The organism is Prauserella isguenensis (assembly GCF_014191605.1).
GTDB lineage: Bacteria > Actinomycetota > Actinomycetes > Mycobacteriales > Pseudonocardiaceae > Prauserella > Prauserella isguenensis.
Genome location: NZ_JACHWU010000004.1, coordinates 450478 through 470034, shown reverse-complemented (window position 1 = coordinate 470034; position 19557 = coordinate 450478). Strand labels below are relative to the sequence as shown.

At 71.1% G+C, this 19557-nt stretch carries 17 protein-coding genes and 1 pseudogene; 7 read left to right on the top strand and 11 right to left on the bottom strand.

The annotated features are described in order from the left end of the window. Nucleotides 1-140: 140 nt before the first annotated feature. Together FHS23_RS18445 and FHS23_RS18440 are read left to right on the top strand one after the other, a co-directional pair. Nucleotides 141-398, top strand: a pseudogene (locus tag FHS23_RS18445) (winged helix-turn-helix domain-containing protein). Between the two features lie 112 nt (nt 399-510). Then, on the top strand, nt 511-900 hold the full coding sequence (locus tag FHS23_RS18440; RefSeq protein ID WP_183657354.1) for a DUF2237 family protein: 390 nt from the start codon (nt 511-513) through the stop codon (nt 898-900). Between the two features lie 13 nt (nt 901-913). Here FHS23_RS18440 and FHS23_RS18435 read toward each other — a convergent pair whose 3' ends face one another. Next, nucleotides 914-1657: a class I SAM-dependent methyltransferase gene (locus FHS23_RS18435; protein ID WP_183657352.1), complete on the bottom strand. Its 744-nt coding sequence runs from the start codon at nt 1655-1657 to the stop codon at nt 914-916. A 188-nt stretch (nt 1658-1845) separates the two neighbouring features. Beyond that, nucleotides 1846-2256: an STAS domain-containing protein gene (locus FHS23_RS18430; RefSeq protein WP_183657350.1), complete on the bottom strand. Its 411-nt coding sequence runs from the start codon at nt 2254-2256 to the stop codon at nt 1846-1848. Between the two features lie 798 nt (nt 2257-3054). Between FHS23_RS18430 and FHS23_RS18425 the strand changes: the two genes are divergently transcribed. The 4 genes from FHS23_RS18425 to FHS23_RS18410 all read left to right on the top strand — a co-directional run bounded on the left by FHS23_RS18425 (nt 3055) and on the right by FHS23_RS18410 (nt 7549). Further along, nucleotides 3055-3879: a PIG-L family deacetylase gene (locus tag FHS23_RS18425; protein ID WP_183657348.1), complete on the top strand. Its 825-nt coding sequence runs from the start codon at nt 3055-3057 to the stop codon at nt 3877-3879. Between the two features lie 112 nt (nt 3880-3991). After that, nucleotides 3992-4327 carry an ArsR/SmtB family transcription factor gene (locus FHS23_RS18420; protein ID WP_246382444.1) on the top strand — a complete coding sequence of 112 codons (336 nt, stop codon included), beginning with the start codon at nt 3992-3994 and terminating at the stop codon, nt 4325-4327. Nucleotides 4328-4388: 61 nt separating this feature from the next. After that, on the top strand, nt 4389-5114 hold the full coding sequence (locus FHS23_RS18415) for a beta-phosphoglucomutase family hydrolase (RefSeq protein ID WP_183657342.1): 726 nt from the start codon (nt 4389-4391) through the stop codon (nt 5112-5114). Next, on the top strand, nt 5111-7549 hold the full coding sequence (locus tag FHS23_RS18410; protein ID WP_183657339.1) for a glycoside hydrolase family 65 protein: 2439 nt from the start codon (nt 5111-5113) through the stop codon (nt 7547-7549). The genes FHS23_RS18415 and FHS23_RS18410 overlap by 4 nt, the downstream gene beginning before the upstream one ends. On the opposite strand, the gene FHS23_RS18405 is transcribed toward FHS23_RS18410, so the two are convergent. Then, nucleotides 7546-7785: a hypothetical protein gene (locus FHS23_RS18405; RefSeq protein ID WP_183657337.1), complete on the bottom strand. Its 240-nt coding sequence runs from the start codon at nt 7783-7785 to the stop codon at nt 7546-7548. The genes FHS23_RS18410 and FHS23_RS18405 overlap by 4 nt on opposite strands. Nucleotides 7786-7866: 81 nt before the next feature. On the opposite strand from FHS23_RS18405, the gene FHS23_RS18400 reads away from it, so the two are divergent. Then, nucleotides 7867-8121, top strand: coding sequence for a hypothetical protein (locus tag FHS23_RS18400; protein WP_183657334.1), 255 nt, complete (start codon nt 7867-7869; stop codon nt 8119-8121). A 121-nt stretch (nt 8122-8242) separates the two neighbouring features. Here FHS23_RS18400 and FHS23_RS18395 read toward each other — a convergent pair whose 3' ends face one another. The 8 genes from FHS23_RS18395 to ileS all read right to left on the bottom strand — a co-directional run bounded on the left by FHS23_RS18395 (nt 8243) and on the right by ileS (nt 19527). Beyond that, nucleotides 8243-9919 (bottom strand): DUF885 domain-containing protein, encoded by a 1677-nt coding sequence (locus FHS23_RS18395; protein WP_183657331.1) that lies wholly within the window; start codon nt 9917-9919, stop codon nt 8243-8245. A gap of 221 nt (nt 9920-10140) precedes the next feature. Then, the gene (locus FHS23_RS18390) at nt 10141-11067 is read right to left on the bottom strand and encodes an RluA family pseudouridine synthase (RefSeq protein ID WP_183657328.1); all 927 of its coding nucleotides are present in this window, start codon (nt 11065-11067) and stop codon (nt 10141-10143) included. Beyond that, a complete protein-coding gene (gene lspA / locus FHS23_RS18385; protein WP_183657325.1) occupies nt 11064-11840 on the bottom strand; it encodes a signal peptidase II in 777 nt (258 codons plus the stop codon). Before lspA ends, FHS23_RS18390 begins: the two co-directional genes overlap by 4 nt. Nucleotides 11841-11882: 42 nt before the next feature. Next, nucleotides 11883-13361 carry a potassium/proton antiporter gene (locus FHS23_RS18380; RefSeq protein WP_183657322.1) on the bottom strand — a complete coding sequence of 493 codons (1479 nt, stop codon included), beginning with the start codon at nt 13359-13361 and terminating at the stop codon, nt 11883-11885. Between the two features lie 275 nt (nt 13362-13636). Next, complete coding sequence (locus FHS23_RS18375) at nt 13637-14296, bottom strand: response regulator transcription factor (protein WP_183657319.1); 660 nt, start codon at nt 14294-14296, stop codon at nt 13637-13639. Continuing rightward, entirely contained in the window at nt 14293-15810 is a 1518-nt protein-coding gene (locus tag FHS23_RS18370) for a sensor histidine kinase (RefSeq protein WP_183657316.1), read from the bottom strand. Before FHS23_RS18370 ends, FHS23_RS18375 begins: the two co-directional genes overlap by 4 nt. 38 nt (nt 15811-15848) lie before the next feature. Continuing rightward, entirely contained in the window at nt 15849-16217 is a 369-nt protein-coding gene (locus FHS23_RS18365) for a hypothetical protein (protein ID WP_183657313.1), read from the bottom strand. 100 nt (nt 16218-16317) lie between these two features. Next, nucleotides 16318-19527 (bottom strand): isoleucine--tRNA ligase, encoded by a 3210-nt coding sequence (gene ileS, locus FHS23_RS18360; RefSeq protein ID WP_183657309.1) that lies wholly within the window; start codon nt 19525-19527, stop codon nt 16318-16320. Nucleotides 19528-19557: the final 30 nt, after the last annotated feature.

Sequence of the window (19557 nt, the reverse complement as noted above, 5' to 3'; positions counted from 1 at the left end):
GAAGCGCGCTGTGAGCGGTAAGCTAGCACGGAATGGACACGACGCGCTACAGCGCGTTGCCGAGTGGAGCGACGCGGACCGACGCGGTGTGCCGCGTTCCACAACTTCGTGCAGCTCAGGACCGTTCTAATGTCGAGGCCATGAGCGGTCCCGCACCACGCAGGTACAACCCGGACAACAAGACCGGGTACGAATACGAGCTGCTGGCCGAACATCTCGCCGGACTCATTGCCACCGGCGAGTGAACCCCCGGCAGGCGCATGCCCGGCGAACGCTCGCTGGCCGAGGAGTACGGCGTCGCGCTCGACACCGTTCGCAAGGCGACGCGCATCCTGCGCGAACGCGGACTCGTGCAGACCCTCAAGTCGAAGGGCACGTTCGTCGCACACCCCGAATGACCCGGCTCGGGTACGGCCGCGGCCCGTCGCACGACCACGACACCGGGCCGATACCACGCGAATCCGCGCGCGCCGCTGTCGGTACGACCACCGGTCGTGTCACCGTGGAACCATGAGCGAGCGCAACATCCTCGGCGGCGAGCTCGAACCGTGCGGCACGGACCCGCTGACCGGCTACTACCGCACGGGCTACTGCGAGACCGGCGACGACGATCCCGGCAACCATGCCGTCTGCGCCGTGGTGACGACCGAGTTCCTCGCCCAGCAACGGGGCGTGGGCAACGACCTCACGGCGGCACGCCCGGAGTTCGGCTTCCCCGGCCTGAGTCCCGGAGACCGCTGGTGCGTCTGCTCGGACCGCTGGCTCCAGGCACACGAAGCGGGCGCCGCCCCTCCGGTCGTGCTGGCAGCGACCCACGAACGTGCTACCGAGGTCATCCCCCTCGAGGTGCTCCGCGAACACGCGGTGGACGTGCCGACGGATCCGAGCAGCCTGCTCTGAGTCCGCGGGTACGTCAGCCACGCCCCACGACGGGTTTCTCGGCGAGCACCTGCGCGACGGGCGCCGTCGTGCCGGCCTCCACGACCGACATGCCGTGAGCACGCAACGTCGCGGCGATCGCCTCGTGGCCCGGCATCCGGAGCCCTGCGAGACCCGCCGCCGCGGCGACCACACCGGCGCCCGGACCCGCGTACCCCGGCTGCAGGACCGCGATCCGACCGCCCGGCGCCACCACCCGCGCGCATTCGGCCAGCGCCGCCTCCTGGTCGTGCACGAGCTGCAGCACCATCAGGCACGTCACGGCGTCGACGGTCGCGTCACCGAACGGCAGCTCCGTGACATCGGCCCGGAGAAACCCGACGTTGGGGCGCGCATGTGCCCCCGCTGCGCGTCGCAGCATCGAGCGGGACACGTCGACACCGATCGCGAGTCCTGCGCGGCCGACGTCACGCCCCAGTTCCGCCGTCACGGTGCCGGGCCCGCAGCCCACGTCGAGCGCCGTCCCGCCACCCGGCAGGAGTAGCCGTTCCGCGGGCGGCCGCAGTCGCGCCACGACCTTTCTGGCGAACGCCTGCGCGGGTTCGTACACCGCCGTGCCGGCGCGCGACTCCCACAGCGACTGCACCGGGCCGCTCGGCTGCGGCTCGCCGGAACCCAGAAGGTCGAGGTAGCCGTCGCGCAACGGAGCATCCGGGGGCGCACTGGTCAGCAACGGCAGCACTCGGCGCACGGCGTCGGGCAGCGCGGTCGTGTCCATGGGCGTGACCGTACGCGAGCTCGCAGCGACCCGGCACGCCTCCGAAGTGGAACGGACCGATCGGACCGAACCGCCGATCACCGTTCTGCTGCCGTTCATCCACGAGAAACCGTGAGTGGGGAGGGAATTCACCGCACGGCACGGCAGACCGGACAGGGACGGGCGGAGCCGGCCCGGGTGTCGGAGGCCTACGCCGTCAACGACCGGCCGGGTTCGAGTACCGCGTCGACGGCGGGCGGGACCTCGCGGTACACGGGCAGCTGCCGCTCCAGGCCGGTCACCTCGATCGGGCGCAGGACCGGCCGCGCCGCGGCGAGCGCCCACGGAATGTTTCGTGCTCGCGCGTCTACTCCGGTTTGCAACAGAAGTGACAGCCCCGCAGCGCTCAGATAACTCGTCTCAGTGAAATCAAGAACGAGTGCCTTCACATTGCGTAACTGATGCTCGAAACAGGGTCGCAACAGCGACACTCCGAGCAGATCGATCTCCCCCAGTACATGTGTCACCACGAGGCCCGCACTTCGTGGTTCGATCACCACCTCGACACCGGTGGCCGAGATCGTGCCCGCCCCGAATCTTGCGCCGACGACCGTCTCCATGAAATTCCCTCCCCCGGATTCCACACCCTGCTGTGAGCCCCGAAGCGCTGTGAGCCCCGAAGCCGTTGCGCTGCCCGACCCCGGATGCCGTTCACGCGGTGTCCCCGTCGTCGACACCGCGTCCACCCCGACACCGGCCCCTGCGATACCGGGCACCGCGGCGTCGAGTACGACACCGGCACCCCGCATCGATGCCCGGCGGCACCGCATCACGGCACCCCATCTCCCGGCGGTCCGCGTCTCCCACCGGCCACCGCGATCCCGTGGCCCACGGATCCGCCGGGTGATGCCGCCACATCCCGCGATATGGCGAATACCCGTAGCGGCGAACAAAACCGGAGCCGACCGGATGCGATTCCGCCTACCCCGAGCGAATTCGCTCGGCGAAACCAGTCACGAATCGTCGGAACAAGTACCTGATCACAGCACCCGCCGACGGTGCGCCGACAGCTCCGGCGCCGCTGCCGAAAACGGTACGCCCGTCGCAAACGAACTTCAATACCCGTCTCACCCGGTCGCCCGCCGTCCATAATGGACCACATTCGGAAAGAAACTCACGAACTCGTTTCGCATCCGCGATTAATCGTCGAGCGGAATCCCGTTGCACCGCGCTGCGGCGATCTCCGCGCCACGCCCTCGGCTCAACGGCACCGCCCTCAACGGCACCACCCCTCGACCGGTGGCGCCGCTCGCCGCAGACCGCAGCTGCCGGCCTCGCCGCCGGTGCCACACCGACGGCACATCGCCCGGCACCGGCGGCCGCACGGCGACGCGACCGAACGACTACGGTCGTCTCTCATGGCGACGCTGGTGACGTTTCACGCGCATCCGGACGACGAGTGCATCACCTGCGGCGGCGTGATGCGCATGGCCGCCGACCAGGGACACCGGGTGGTGCTCGTGGTCGCCACGCGGGGTGAACTCGGCGAGGTGACCGACGGGGTGCTCGAGCCGGGCGAACCGCTGTGGCGTCGCCGGGTCGCCGAGACCCACGCCGCCGCCGACATCCTCGGGGCCGCACGCGTGGAGTTCCTCGGGTACACCGACTCGGGCATGATGGGCGAGCCGTCCAACGAGGAAGCGGGCACGTTCTGGCAGGCCGACGTCGCGGAGGCGGCGGAGCGGCTGGCCGGCATCCTGCGCGAGGAGGCCGCCGACGTGCTCACCGTCTACGACGCGAACGGCGGTTACGGCCACCCCGACCACATCCAGGTGCACCGCGTGGGCCTGCGCGCCGCCGAACTGGCGGGCACTCCGCGCGTCTACGAGGCGGCACAGAACCGCGATCACATGCTCCGCGGAATGGCGCAGCTGGCCGACACCCCGGAACTCACGGGTGTCGAACTGCCGGACATCGACGCAGCACCCGAGTTCGGCAGTCCGGAATCGGTGCTCACCGCCGCGGTCGACGTGACGCCGTATCTCGACGCCAAGCGCGCAGCCATGCGGGCGCACGCGAGCCAGATCGCCGAGCAGTCGTTCTTCCTCGCGATGCCCGACGAGGCGTTCGCGTTCGCCTTCGGCACCGAATGGTTCATCCGTGCCTCCGGTGGTCCGGGGATCACCGAGACCGACCTCATGGCCGGACTGCCCGTCACAGCCCGGTCGGACTCATCCGGGTGAGACCATGGGCGGCGTGCCGACCGAGCAGGAACATCCCATCACGCCGGAGCCGTCGGACACCGATCCGGACCCGTCCGGCACGGCGCCGACCGGCCCCGGCCGGCCGCGGCGACTGATCGACCCGGATCGGGTCGACGCCGCCGTGACGGGCCTCGGCGAACGCGAGAGCGTCGAGGAGTGGGCCCAGCGGTTCTCGGTGATCGCCGACCCGTCGCGGCTGACGCTACTCGTGTGCATCCACTACGCCCGCGAGATCTGCGTCTCCGACCTCGCCGCCGCGGCGGACATGAGCGACACGGCCGTCTCCCAGGCCCTGCGGCTGCTGCGGGCGCACGGGCTGGTCACCACCCAACGCCGCGGCCGGGTGGTCTACTACCGGCTCGCGGACGAAACCATGCACGAGCTCATCCACCGGGTCCGCCCTCACCCGGAGTCCCGGCAGCACTGAGCGACCCGCCACCGGCCCTGCGCGTGGCACGACGGCCGTACGGCCACTAGCGTGGAGGCACATGATCGGCCTTCCCGCAGCGATCACCACCTGCCTGTTCGATCTCGACGGCGTGCTCACGAGCACGGCGTCGCTCCACCGGGCCGCGTGGAGGCGCACCTTCGACGAGATCCTCGCCCGCCACGGGGAGGGCGAGTTCACGGACGAGGACTACGCGGCGCACGTCGACGGGCGGCCCCGCCTCGACGGCGTGCGCGCGTTCCTCGCCTCCCGCGGCCTGAACCCACCCGAGGGCGGTCCGGACGACCCGCCCGACGCGGAGACCGTCCACGGCATCGGCACCCGGAAGAACGACCTCGTCCTGCGGCTCATCGACGAAGCCGGTGTGGACCCGTTCCCGGGGTCACTGCGCTACCTGCGGGCCGTGCGGGAGGCGGGGCTGGCGATCGGGGTCGTCACCTCGTCGGCGAACGCCGCGGGCGTCCTCGACGCGGCCGGTCTCGACGAGTTCGTCCAGGCGCGTGTCGACGGGGTGACGATCACGACCGAAGGGCTGCGCGGCAAGCCCGCGCCCGACTCGTTCGTCGCCTGCGCCCGCCTGCTCGGTGTCGCGCCGGAGGCCGCCGCCGTGTTCGAGGACGCCCTCGCCGGGGTCGAGGCAGGCAGGGCGGGCGGCTTCGGCCACGTCGTCGGCGTCGACCGGGCCGGGCAACCCGACGCCCTCCGCGATGCCGGAGCCGATGTCGTCGTGCAGGATCTCGCCGACCTGCTGGAGGTGACGCCATGACGGGGATCCGCGGTTACGAGTGCGCGCCGTGGCAGCTGCTGTGGCGCGGCCTCGACCTGAGCGGGCTCACCCAGACCGAGTCGACGTTCGCGCTCTCCAACGGGCACATCGGCCTGCGCGGCACGTTGGAGGAGGCCGAGCCGCGCGGACTGCCCGGCACGTACCTGAACGGGTTCTACGAGGAGCACCCGCTGCCCTACGCCGAGGCGGGGTACGGCTATCCCGAGGCGGGCCAGACGGTCGTCAACGTCACCGACGGCAAGATCATCCGACTGCTCGTCGAGGACGAACCGCTGGACCTGCGCTACGGCCATGCCCCGCAGCACCACCGCGTACTCGACTTCCGCACCGGCACGCTCCGCCGCGAGACGGAGTGGACCTCGCCGACGGGCAGGCGGGTGCGCGTCCGCAGCGAGCGTCTGGTGTCGTTCACGCAACGGGCGGTGGTGGCGATCCGCTACGAGGTCGAGCCACTCGACGGCCCGGTGCAGTTCGTGGCGCAGTCCGACCTGCTGGCCAACGAACCGATCGAGTCCGAGACCGGAGACCCCCGCGTCGCCGCGGCGCTGGAGGCGCCGCTGCACTGCGAGTACATGACCGCTGCGGACTACGGCGCCGTGCTGGTCCACCACACGAGCCGGTCCGGGCTGCGCATGGCCGCGGCGATGGACCACGAGATCGACGCCCCCGGCGGCAGCGATCTGCGCACCGACATCTCCGTCGAGGACGACCTCGCCCGGCTGACGGTCGCGGTCGACGTCGCCGAGGGCGGCTGCCTGCGGTTGACGAAGTACCTCGGCTACGGCTGGTCCTCACAGCGCTCCATCCCGGCGCTGCGCTCGCAGGTCGACGCGGCGCTCGCCGGGGCGCGGCAGACGGGCTGGGAGGGGTTGCTGTCCGCGCAGCGGCGGTTCCTCGACGACTTCTGGGCGTCGGCGGACGTCGAGCTGGACGGCGATCCGGAGCTGCAGCAGGCGCTGCGGTTCTCGCTGTTCCACGTCCTGCAGGCCGGTGCCCGCGGCGAGAGCCGCGCCATCCCCGGCAGGGGCCTGACCGGCCCCGGTTACGACGGCCACGCGTTCTGGGACAGCGAGACGTTCGTCGCGCAGGTACTCACCTACACGCTCCCCGGCGCCGCAGGCGACGCGCTCCGCTGGCGTCATTCCACAATGGACAAGGCGCGTAACCGGGCCCGGCAGCTGGGCCTGCGCGGGACGGCGTTCCCCTGGCGTTCGATCAACGGCGACGAGTGTTCGGCGTACTGGCCAGCGGGCACGGCGGCGTTCCACGTCAACGCCGACATCGCCGACGCCGTGGCCCGGTACCTCGCGGCCACCGGCGACACCGACTTCGAGCGCGACCACGGCACGGAGCTGCTCATCGAGACGGCGCGGCTGTGGATGTCACTGGGCCACCACGACCCGCACGGCGGCTTCCGCATCGACGGCGTCACCGGGCCGGACGAGTATTCGGCCATTGTGGACAACAACGTCTACACGAACCTCATGGCGCAGCGGAACCTGTTCGAGGCGGCCGCGTCGTGCAGCAGGCAACCCGACGTCGCCGCACGACTGTCGGTGAGCAAGCACGAGACCGGTGCGTGGCTGACCGCGGCCAGAGCGATGCTCGTGCCCTACGACGACCTGCTCGACGTGCATCCGCAGTCCGAACGCTTCACCGAACACGCACGCTGGGACTTCCGCTCGACACCGGCGTCGGCCTATCCGCTGTTGCTGAACTTCCCGTACTTCGACCTGTACCGCAAACAGGTCGTCAAGCAGTCGGACCTGGTGCTGGCGATGCACCTGCGAGGGGACGCCTTCACCCTCGAACAGAAGCGGCGCAACTTCACCTACTACGAGGCGCTCACCGTGCGGGACTCGTCACTGTCGGCGGCCACCCAAGCGGTGCTGGCGGCCGAGTGCGGGCACCTCGACCTGGCCTTCGACTACTTCGCCGAAGCCGCGTTCGTCGACCTGCACGACGTGCACGGCAACGTGCGCAACGGGCTGCACATCGCCTCGCTCGCCGGCGCGTGGATCGCCCTCGTCGCCGGGTTCGGCGGCCTGCGCGACCACGACGGCGAGCTGTCGTTCCAGCCCCGGCTGCCGCCCGAGCTCGAGCGCATCGCCTTCCACGTATGCTTCCGGCAGGCCCGGTTCCGCGTCGACGTGCGCCGGGGCGAGGCCACGTACACGCTCACCGACGGCGGCCCGGTGTCCTTCACCCACCACGGCGAGCCGGTGACGCTCGACGCCGATCCGGTGACACTGCCGTCGCCCGAACCCGCCGACCGGCCACGTCCGACGCAACCGGACGGCCGCGCGCCTGAACGGCGGCGACCGGGCCGGGCGATCGACGCCGCCTCCTCGGACGCCGCATTCTCCGCCGACACGGTCATCGCCGCCGCGGCGCGGCCCGCCGACGAGCGCTAGTCGGGCGGCTCGACCGTGCCGGCATCGGGGTTGACGTCGTCGGTGTCCTGCACCTTACGGCGGCGCCGCCCCGGCACGCCGGTGTCGACGTCGTCACGGTTCGGCGGTTCCGGCACGTCCTCGGTGCCACCACCGAGATCCGGGTGCGGTGGCACGGGCACGTCCGGCGACTGCGGTGGCCACGGCGCGTCCGGCTCGTCGGGAGCCGGGTCGTCGGGATTGCGGTGATCGCACATACCCCGAGGTGTACCCCGCTACCGCGCCCCTGTCGACACCGCCGCCGACCGCGAGGCCGGGCCGCGGCTATCCTTCGCCCCATGGGCAAACGCCGTCAGCGGATGTGGCCGCCGTGCCAGTGCGGTGAAGCTTCGTCGCACTCCGAGCAGATGCCGGCCTGCGGCCGGGCCACCTGCCTGCGCCGCTGGTGGACGCTGGTCGGCCTCCCCTCACTGCTCGCGCTCGCCGTCCTGATCACCGCGGGGATGCTGCTCGGCTCCGACCACATCGACGACTGCCCCGGCGGCACGATCGACAAGGGCGCCGGCATCTGCGTCGAGGCCGGCAGCGGCTGATCCCGCGGAAGTTGATACCCCGGCCGTTGCTACCCGGAAGTTGATGTCCGGCCGCCGACCGATGCACCGGGTCCGGGCCGAGGCTCCTCCCGTGGGCGATGCCCCGCCCACGTAACGCCCGTTACGAGGCCGCGGCCTTCGTCACGCCCGCCCACGCGGAGACGACCCCGTCGAGCACCGACAGCGGCATCGCACCGCCACCCAACACGACGTCGTGGAACGCGCGGATGTCGAACGACCCGCCCAGCGCCTCCTCGGCCTTCGCCCGGACCCGCTCGATCTCCAGCCTGCCGACCATGTACGCCAGCGCCTGCCCCGGCCAGTTGATGTACCGGTCGACCTCGGAGACGATCTCCACCTCGGCCATGGGCGTGTTCTCGATCAGGTAGTCGATGGCCTGCTGCCTGCTCCAGCCTTTCGCGTGCAGCCCCGTGTCGACGACGAGTCGGCCCGCGCGCATCGAGTCGTTACTCAGCATGCCCAGCAGCGTGACGTCGTCCGAGTACAAGCTCATCTCGTGCGCCAACCGTTCCGCGTACAGGCCCCAGCCCTCGGTGTAGGCGTTGAAGTCACCGAGCCTGCGCATCAGCGGCAGGTCGGTGAGGCCCAGCGCGCGGCTGATCTGGAAGTGGTGGCCGGGGACCGCCTCGTGGAACGCCGTCGCCTCGACCGTGTGGCGGAAACGTTCCTCGGCCTTGTACGTGTTGGCGAAGTACATGCCGGGACGCGAGCCGTCGGTGGCCGGCGAGAGGTAGTACGCCGGCGCCGCCCCTGGCGCGTCCGCCTCGGGGACGGCCTCCACGACACACGACTCCGGCGGGATCGTGCCGAACCACTCCGGGGTGGCCCGCTCGGCCCTGGCCACGGCCTCGCGGGACGCCTCCAGCAGCTCGTCCCCGTTGGTCCAGCGCAGTTGCTTGTCGGTGCGCAACCGCCGAAAGATCTCGCGCAGGTCGTCGGTGCCGAACACGCGGCCACCGATCTCGCGGTACTCCTCGGCCAGTTCGCCGATCAGCCGCAGCCCGGTCTCGTGCAGATCGTCGGCGGTGCGATCGGTCGTCGTGTGCACCCGCGCCAACGAGCGGTAGATCGTGTCGCCACCCGGCACATGGCACACGCCCGACTCCTCGTCGGGCCTGCCGCGGGGCAGGATCTCGCTCTCCAGCACATCGCGGTACCGGCGGAACGCGGGCCGCACGAACTCCTCGAGGATCCGGGTCCGTTCGGCGTCGAAGTCGGGGGCGTCGGCGGGAGCCTGCTGCCTACGCAGCGGATCGCCGTCCGGGTCGGCGAGGTAGCGGTCGATGTGGGCGATCGCGTTCCGCACGCCACGGGCGACCGGCCTGCGTCCGGCGGCAATCCCGATGCGGTGCCGTTCGGCGGCGCCATCGAGGTGGTCGGGGATGGCCCGGAGCCGGTCCAACTGGGCGGCGGCCTGTCCGGCCGTGGCGACGGGAGTCATCGGCAGCAGCATGAGCACGCCGGTGGCGGGCGCCTGGAAGCCGTCACTGACGCAGAACTCCACGGTCTTCGCGTCGAGACTCTCGAGCCGCGCCTGTGCCGCCGCGATCAGCACGTCCCGCGTCGTCCTGCTCTCGCCGGTCAGCCGCGCCGGGTCGATCGCCTTCGCCCGCGTGACGATGTCCGTCAGGGCTCGCCACTGCCGCTGTTCGGCCTCCTCCCCGAGGTCCTCGAGTCCCGGCCGCTCGGGGTCGATCCCGAGCAGCGCAGGCATCAGCGGGTTCACGTCGAACATCAGGTCCATGTACTCATCGGCGAGCGCCACGACGTCATCCATGGGCGACGAGGATAACGGCTGTCGGGCGTTCCGGCCGCTCGTCCGGAGCGCCCATTTTCGACCGGTCGGCCGTTCACCCGCTCGTCGCAGTCCGGGGTGATCACGCCGCTCGGCCAAGGGCGGGAACGGGCCGATCGCCGCGTGGACCCGATCCACGGCTCCTGATCCCCGGCCACCGACCGGGGATCCGCCCGCCGGGGTTCGCCCGGCGGGACCCGCCGTCAGGATTCGGCGCGCAGGACCTCCAGCGCGTGGGCGAGATCGTCCGGGTACTCGCTCGTGAATTCGACCCACCGGCCGTCGCCGGGGTGGGCGAACCCGAGCGCCCGCGCGTGCAGCCACTGACGTGTCACGCCGAGCCTGCGCGCCAGCGCGGGATCGGCCCCGTAGGTCGCGTCGCCGACGCACGGGTGCCGCAGCGCCGAGAAATGCACGCGGATCTGGTGGGTGCGGCCCGTCTCCAGTTTGACGTCGGCGAGCGAGGCCGCGCGGAACGCCTCGATGACCTCGTAGTGCGTCACCGACGGTCTGCCGCCCTGCACCACCGCGAACTTGTAGTCACGGGTCGGGTGCCGGTCGATGGGCGCGTCGATCGTGCCGCGCATCGGATCCGGATGCCCCTGCACCAGCGCGTGGTAACGCTTCTCGACGGTGCGCTCCTTGAACGCGCGCTTGAGCACCGTGTAGGCGTGTTCGCTCTTGGCAACGACCATCACGCCCGTCGTGCCCGCGTCGAGCCGGTGCACGACGCCCTGCCGCTCCGCGGCTCCCGACGTGGAGATGCGCAGGCCCGCCGCGGCGAGTCCGCCGATGACGGTCGGCCCCTCCCAGCCCGGGCTCGGGTGCACGGCGACCCCGACCGGCTTGTCGACCACGACGATGTCGTCATCCTCGTGCAGGACCTTCAGCCCCTCGACCGGTTCGGCCACGACCTGCGGCGGCTCCTCCGGTTCGGGCAACGTGACCTCGAGCAGCCCGCCCGCGACGAGCCGGTCCGACTTGCCAGCGGGCTCGCCGTCGAGCAGCACGTCCCCGCCCGCCGCGAGCTCGGCCACCACCGTGCGCGACAGTCCGAGCAGTTTGGCCAGCCCGGCGTCGACGCGCATGCCGTCGAGCCCGTCGGGCACGGGCAGCATCCGGGCGCTCATGCGTCGTCCTCCGTGTCGGTCCTCGCGGCCCTGCCGGGCCGGGTCGCGTCCCCTCCGGCCGGCCCGCCGTCGCCGGGAGGATCGCCGGCGGTGTCGCCGGCGATCGCTGCGCCGGCATCGGTGTCGTCACCGGCGGTGTCGTCACCGGCGGTGTCGTCGCCCGGCTCGGTGTCCTCGCCCGGCTCGGTGTCGTCGGCGGTGTGCTTCCCGCGCCCGCGTGCGATCGTGCCGTCGTAGTCGCGGCCGAGGATCGACAACACCACGATCAGCACCGCACCGACGGTGATGGCCGAGTCGGCCGCGTTGAACACCGGGAAGTACCTGCCGTCGGGGCCGAACACCGACAGGAAGTCGACCACGTGGCCGTGCATCGGGGCGGGGGCCCGGAAGACCCGGTCGGTCAGGTTGCCCAGCGCTCCGGCGAGCACGAGCCCGAGGCCGATCGCCCAGCCCGTGGAACGGAGCTTGCGGGCGAACCAGAGGATCACGGCGACGACCGCGAGTGCGACCAGCGCGAGGATCCACGTACCCCCGAAGTCCATCCCGAACGCGGCGTACGGATTACGGACCAACTGCAGGTGGACGATCCCACCGAGGATGCGGACCGGCTCCTCACCTTCCAGCGCGGCGGTGGCGGCGATCTTCGTGCCCAGGTCGATCAGGTAGGCGACCGCGGCCACGGAGGCGAGCAGCACGACGTACCGGACCGGGCGACCACCGGTGCCCGCCGGTCGGCCGGACGTGGCGGTCTCGGTTTCACGCTCGGTGTTCACCGGTCCATTGTCCACCCCGGTCGTCCCGGGCGTCGCCGGTGGTCAGTCGCCGGACTCGCCTTTCCACGCGGCCAGCGGGCCCGCCCTGTCGACCGCGCGGATCCGCCGCTCGGCGCGGCTGCGGGCCTCGCTGGTGGTGACGACGAGCAGCCGGTCACCGGACGTGAGCCGGGTGCCCGCACCGGGGGTGAAACTCGCCCCGTCCCGCACCACCAGGCTCACCCCCGCACCGGTGGGAAGCCGCAGTTCGCGCAGGTACACCCCGTGCAGCCGGGAGTCCGGCCCGATCGCGACCTGCAGCAGCACCGCGCCGAGCTCGTCCAACGGCGCGGCGTCCACGTCGAGTTCCTCGGGCTGGCCCGTGCGCGCGAGCCCCAGCAGCCGCGCGACCGGCCCGAGCAGCGCCCCCTGCAGCAGGGTGAAGCCGATGACGATCACGAACACGGCGTCGAGCAGGCCCTGCGCACCGGGCAGTCCCTCCGCGAGCGGGATCGTGGCCAGCACGATCGGCACGGCACCACGCAGCCCGGCCCACGACAGGAACACCTGCTCACGCCACGGCAGCCGGAACGGCAGCATGGACACGAGCACCGACACGGGACGGGCGAGGACGAGCACGACCGCGCCGGCGACCAGGCCGGGCACGATGCCGTCCACGAGCCGTTCGGGCGAGGCGAACAGGCCGAGCAGCACGAACAGCCCGATCTGGGCCATCCAGCCGAGCCCCTCGGCGAACGACAGCGTGTCACCGCGGTGCGGAAGCCGGGCGTTGCCGAGCACGAGCCCCGCCAGGTAGGTGGCGAGGAGTCCGGACGCCTGGCCGAGTTGGCCCGCCGAGTACGCCACCACGCAGACGGCGACCGTCGCGAGCGGGTACAGGCCCGTCGCGGGCAGCGCGATCCGCCGCAACGCCTGCGCGCCGAGCCAGCCGAGTGCCAGGCCGATGCCGGCGCCCGCACCGAGCTGGTACAGCACAACCAGGGGCAGTGTCCACTCCACGTCGGCCCCGCTCGCCAGCAACACCACGGCGATGTAAGCGGGTGCGTCGTTGAGACCGGACTCGAGTTCCAGCGTGCCCGACAGCCTCCGGTTGATGCCCGATCCGCGCAGCATCGAGAACACGGCCGCGGCGTCGGTACTGGCCAGGACCGCACCCCACAGAAAGGCGAGCTGCCAGTTGAGATCGAGCAACCAGTGCAGGGCCGACCCCGCGACCAGGATCGTCACCACGATGGCCACTGTGGACAGTGCAATGCCCGGGCCCAGCGCGGGACGTACCGCCTCCCAGCGGGTGGTGAGCCCGCCCTCGGCCAGGATCATCACGAGCGCGGCCAGGCCGAGGCTCTGGGTGAGGGCGGGATTGTCGAACTCGACGCCCAGGCCCGACTCGCCGATCAGAACGCCGATCCCGAGGTAGATCAGCAGCGACGGGAGCCCGAGCCGGATCGAGAACCGGACGGCGAACACCGACGCGAGCAGGACGATGGCCCCCGATCCGAGAATGATCGGAAGCTCGTCCATGCCCTACGTCCCTCGCTCTCGCCTCCCGCGACGCCGTCCCCGTCTCCCCTCCCTGCCGGTCGGGTCGTCTCCGGGCCGCGGCCGCCTCATGGCATTACGGTATCCGGCCGGGGCGCAACCGGCCGTCACAGCCGCGACCGAGGTGACGCGGACCGCACCGGCGACTACCTGCGGGACCCTGTCCGGCCACGGCCCGAGACGTCCTGCCGAGCCCTGCGCGCACCGACCCGCAACGCGCCGGCGGACACCGACCACGCCGGTTCCGGTGCCGGCCTTCAGTCGAGGCGATAGCCCATGCCGCGCACGGTCACGATGCGGTCCTGCCCGATCTTACGGCGCAGCGTGCGCACATAGACGTCGACGACGTTGGATCCGGGGTCGAAATCGTAGCCCCACACGTGCGAGAGCATCTGTTCCCGCGACAGCACCTGTCCCGGGTGCCGCAGGAACAGTTCGAGCAGCGAGAACTCGCGCGCCGTGAGGTCGACGACGCCGTCGGGCGTCTCGGCGCGGCGGGTCCGCAGGTCGAGCGACAGCTCCCCGTGGCGCAGCACCGTGACCTCCGGCGCCCGGTCCGACGAGCGCAGCCGCAGCCGCACCCGCGCGAGCAGTTCCTCGAATCGGAACGGCTTGGTCATGTAGTCGTCCGCTCCGCCTTCGAGCCCCGCGACGGTGTCGTGCACGGTGTCGCGTGCGGTCAGGATGATCACGGGGACGTGCACGTGGGCCCGGCGCATCGCCTGCAGCACGGCGAAACCGTCGCGTTTGGGCAGCCCCAGGTCGAGGACGACGAGGTCGAACTCGCCCGCCACCACCTGTGCGAGTGCCGTGTCGCCGTCGTCGACCACCGTCGTGGTGAAGCCGTTGGACCGCAGTCCTTTCTCGATGAACGCTGCGATCCTCGCCTCGTCCTCGGCGATCAGGATGCGGCTCATCGGTCTCCTCCCTCGAGTGGTATTTCGAACCCGAACGTCGCACCCTCCTCGGGTGCCGACAGCACCCGCACCTGTCCGTGGTGCGCGTCGACGATCGCCGTAACGATCGCCAGGCCGAGGCCGGCTCCGGTACCGTCGCGGGCCCCGGACCCGCCCCGGACGAACCGGTCGAAGATCCGCGTCTCGTCACCGGGCGCCAACCCGGGGCCGGTGTCGGTGACCCAGAACGACACCGAGTGCTCCCCGACGGCCGAACCGATGCGGATGCTCGCACCGTCGGTCGTGTGCTGCACCGCGTTCTGCGCCAGCTGCACCATCGCCTGGGTGACGCGCTGGGCGTCGACGCGGGCGTCGCCCTCGCCGATCGCCTCGAGCGTCCAGGCACGCGGTGCGATGGCGCGCACCTTGGCGTCGATGTCACTCGTCAGCTCGGGTACCGACGTCCACTCCGGACGGACGAAGTCGGGCTGCTCGGCCTTCGCCAGCAGCAGCAGGTCGTCCACGATCCGTGCCATGCGGTCGAGTTCGTCGGTGCACAGCCGCACGACCTCGGCGCGTTCCTCCGGGTCGTCGCCCATGAGCTCCAGGTTCCCGCGCACGATCGTGATCGGTGTGCGCAGCTCGTGACCGGCGTCGTCGAGGAACTGCCTACGGGTGTCGAACGCCCGCTCCAACCTGTCCAGCATCGCGTTGAACTGTTCGGCCAGTGCGGCGACGTCGTCGCGGCCCTCGACGCGGATCCGCCGCGTCAGATCGGCCTCGGTGAGCCTGCCCGCCGCCTTCCGCACCGTGTTCACCGGCGCGAGGATCTGGCCCGCGACCAGCCACGACAGCCCCGCGGCCAGTACGAGGGCCACCGCGCTGACACCGATCAGGGTGCGGACGGTCGCGCCCGCCTCCGCCCTGACCTCGTCGACGAAGTATCCGCTGACGAACCACGCCTCGGCCTCGTCACCGCCCTGGCGCGGCAACACCTCGACACGCAACCAGCGCAACTCGCCCGCCGGGGTCTCGACGGTTCCCGTGACGTCGTCGCGCGAGACGATGTCACGCAACAGCTCGTCGGAGAGCCGCACGTCCCGGAACGTCTCGTAGGCCTGCCGGATCGAGTCGAGCCCGTTCGCTGTCTCCCGGATGCCGAGCATGATCTCGGCGTTGTCCGGGTACTGACTGCTCAGGTGACGGTAGAACAGGTCTCCCGGGTCGGTCACCGCCCTGCCGGTCGCCGGATCCAGCCCCGCCTCGGCGAACCGCCGGAACTCCTCGGCATCCTGGGCGAGGGCCGCGTTCACCCGCTCGTCGATGGCGCGGTACTCGAGTTCGGCGACGAGCAGGACGACCGTGGCCAGTCCCGCAGCCATGACGGCCGCGAGCCAGCCCGTGATCTGCAGCCGCGCCGGGATGCGGGTGCCGCGTCTGCGACCGGGTACCGGCCTGCCCGCACCATCCGGTGCGGACCCGTCGTCGCCCGTGCCGGCAGCGGCGTCGTCCTGGGTGGCGAACACGTCAGGCATCGGCCACCGCACCGGCCGGTCCGCAGGGGCCGCGGCGGTCAGTCGTCGTCGTCATCGTCGTCCCGGTCGTCGTCATCATCGTCGTCATCATCGTCGACCGGCGGCGGTGGCGGCACGACGTCACGGGTCGGCTGCGGCTCCGGGCGGGGCTCGGGCGTCTGCGTGGGCTTCTGAGTGGGCTGCGGACTCGGCGGCCGCTCCGGCCCGTCCGTCGTGGGTGCCTGCGACGACGGGTCGTCCGGCAGCGACGGCAGCTCACTGCGGGAACCGTCGGCCCCGCCGATTCGGACGACCGGGGTCTCGTTCACCGGCGCGTCGGAGCCACGGAGCAGCAACGTCGCGATCACCGCGGCGACCGGCAGGGCCAGCACGGCGACCAGCGCCAACGCCCTCGGTGTCGGTTTCATGGTCCCCACTCTCCCCCGACACGACGAAGCCCGGATGAGCCGAAGATGAAGAGATCCTCATCGGGCTCATCCGGGCTCGTCGACCTGCCGGACCGGGCGGTCAGCCCGCGTGCCTGCGGACCGCCACCGTCACCTTGTCCCCGTCGCCGACCGCCCCGGCGAATCCGTCGCTCACCGCGGCGTAGGACACCTCGGTGGCCAGCGTCTCCGCGGCCACGAACTCCTGGTGCACCCGGACCGCCTCGGCGACCACGTCCGGCGCGTCGATCGTCAACGCGATGCGGTCGGCCACGTCGAGCCCCGCGTCGCGCCGGGCCTGCTGGACCACGCGGACCAGGTCACGCGCCACGCCCTCGGCGGCCAGCTCCGGCGTCACGTCGGTGTCGAGCAGCACCAGTCCGGAACCGCCGGGAAGCTCCCCCGCGACGCCCTCGTCGGACGCGACCAGCTTGCGCTCGTACTCGCCCTCGACCAGTTCGATCCCGGCGGCGACGACCGCGCCCTCGGCCGTGGTGGACCAGTCACCCGCCTTCACGGCCTTGATCACGGTCTGCACGTCCTTGCCCAGTCGCGGTCCGGCGGCACGCGCGTTGACGGCGATCTCGAACGAGCCGTGTGCCGAGACGTCGGTGGTCAGCTCGACCGACTTGACGTTCACCTCGTCGGCGACGATGTCGGCGAAGGGCCGCAGCACCTCGGCGTCGTCGGCGGCCACGAGCAGCGACGCCAGCGGCAGCCGCACCCGCAGCTTGTGCGCCTTGCGCAGCGACAGCGCCGACGAACACACCTGCCGCACCCGGTCCATCGCCGTGACCAGGTCCGGGTCCGCCGGCAGAGCCGCGGTGTCCGGCCAGTCGGTCAGGTGCACCGACCGGCCACCGGTCAGCCCCCGCCACACGGCCTCCGTCGTCATCGGCAACAGCGGTGCGGCCACCCGGCACACCGTCTCCAGGACCGTGTGCAGCGTGTCCACCGCGGCCTTCTCGCCCGCCCAGAACCGGTCGCGGGAGCGCCGCACGTACCAGTTGGTCAGCACCTCGAGGTAGTCGCGCAGCGTCGCACACCCGCCCGCGATGTCGTACCCGTCCAATGCGGACTGAACATCGGCGACCAGCTCACGCGTCTTGGCGAGGATGTAGCGGTCGAGCACGTGCCGCGAGGGCTGGGTGCCGGCCTGCGCCATCGCTTCGGCGTCGGTGACCGATGTTCCCCCGACGCCCTCGGCGTTCGCGTACAGCGCGAGGAAGTAGTACGAGTTCCACAGCGGCAGCACCGCCTGGCGCACCGCGTCGCGGATCCCCTTCTCCGTGACGACCAGGTTGCCGCCCCGCAGGATCGGGCTCGCCATCAGGTACCAGCGCATCGCGTCGGAACCGTCCCGGTCGAACACCTCGTTGACGTCCGGGTAGTTCCGCAGCGACTTCGACATCTTCTGCCCGTCGGAGCCGAGAACGATGCCGTGCGAGACGCAGGTCCGGAACGACGGCCGGTCGAACAGCGCCGTGGCCAGCACGTGCAGCGTGTAGAACCAGCCGCGGGTCTGGCCGATGTACTCGACGATGAAATCGCCCGGGTAGTGCTGCTCGAACCACTCGGTGTTCTCGAACGGGTAATGCACCTGGGCGTACGGCATCGACCCGGAGTCGAACCACACGTCCAGCACGTCCGGCACGCGCCGCATCGTCGACGCGCCCGTCGGGTCGTCCGGATTCGGCCGGGTCAACTCGTCGATGTACGGCCGGTGCAGGTCGGTCGGCCGCACCCCGAAGTCGCGTTCGAGTTCGTCGAGCGAACCGTAGACGTCCACCCGCGGATGGTTCGGGTCGTCGGAGACCCACACCGGGATCGGCGTCCCCCAGTAGCGGTTGCGCGAGATCGACCAGTCACGCGCGTTCTCGAGCCACTTGCCGAACTGGCCGTCCTTGATGTGGTCCGGGTACCAGGTGATCTGCTGGTTCAGCTCGACCATCCGGTCCTTGAACTCGGTCACGGCGACGAACCAGGACGACACCGCCCGGTAGATGAGCGGGTTCCGGCAGCGCCAGCAGTGCGGGTAGCTGTGCTCGTACGTCTCGTGCCGCAGCAGGATCGCGCCCTGCTGCGCCGCCGAGCCGGTGCCGTTCTTCAGGTCGCGGATGATGTTCGGGTTGGCCTCGAACACCTGCTGGCCCTCGTAGTCCGGCACCTGGGAGTCGAACCGGCCCTTGGCGTCCACAGGGGTCACCGGCGTGATGCCCGCCGCGTCGGTGACGACCTTGTCCTCCTCACCGTAGGCCGGGGCGATGTGGACGATGCCCGTGCCGTCGTCGGTGGTCACGTAGTCGGCCGACAGCACGCGGTGCGCGTTCTCCCGGCCGGTGAAGTACGGGAACGGCGGCGCGTAGCGGGTGCCGAGCAGGTCGGAGCCCTTGTACCGGGCCACGACGGACGGCTCCTCGCCGAGTTCCTTCGCGTAGGCGCCGACCCGGGCCTCGGCCAGCACGAACCGCCTGCCCTCGGCGTCGGTGACCTGCACGTAGTCCACGTCGGGGTGCACGGCCGTGGCCAGGTTGGAGGGCACGGTCCACGGCGTCGTGGTCCAGATGAGCAGGTGCGCGCCGTCCAGCTCGCTGTCGTTGCCCTCGACCCGGTAGCCGACGGTGACGGCGGGGTCCTGCCGCGACTGGTAGACGTCGTCGTCCATGCGCAACTCGTGATTGGACAGCGGCGTCTCGTCCCGCCAGCAGTACGGCAGCACCCGGTAGCCCTCGTAGATCAGGCCCTTGTCCCACAGCCGCTTGAACGCCCAGATCACCGATTCCATGTAGGTGACGTCGAGCGTCTTGTAGTCGTTGTCGAAGTCGACCCACCGTGCCTGCCGCGTGACGTAGTCCTGCCACTCGGCGGTGTAGCGCAGCACCGACTCGCGGCACGCCCGGTTGAACTCGGCGATGCCCATCTCGTCGATCTGCGACTTGTCGGTGATGCCGAGCTGCTTCTCCGCCTCGAGCTCGGCGGGCAGGCCGTGGGTGTCCCAGCCGAACCGCCGCTCGACCCGCTTGCCCCGCATCGTCTGGTAACGGGGAACGATGTCCTTGACGTACCCGGTCAGCAGATGGCCGTAGTGCGGCAGCCCGTTGGCGAACGGCGGACCGTCGTAGAAGACGTAGTCGTTGTCACCGCCGGTGCCCGCGTCGCGCGCCTCGATGCTGGCCTGGAAGGTGCGGTCGCTCTCCCAGTAGGCCAGGATGTCCTTCTCCAGCGCGGGAAAGGACGGCTGCGACGGGACCTCGTCGGCGGGCTGTGCGCCGACGGACGCCTTGGGGTACATCCGGTGTGCTCCTCGCGGAAAATGTCCGTG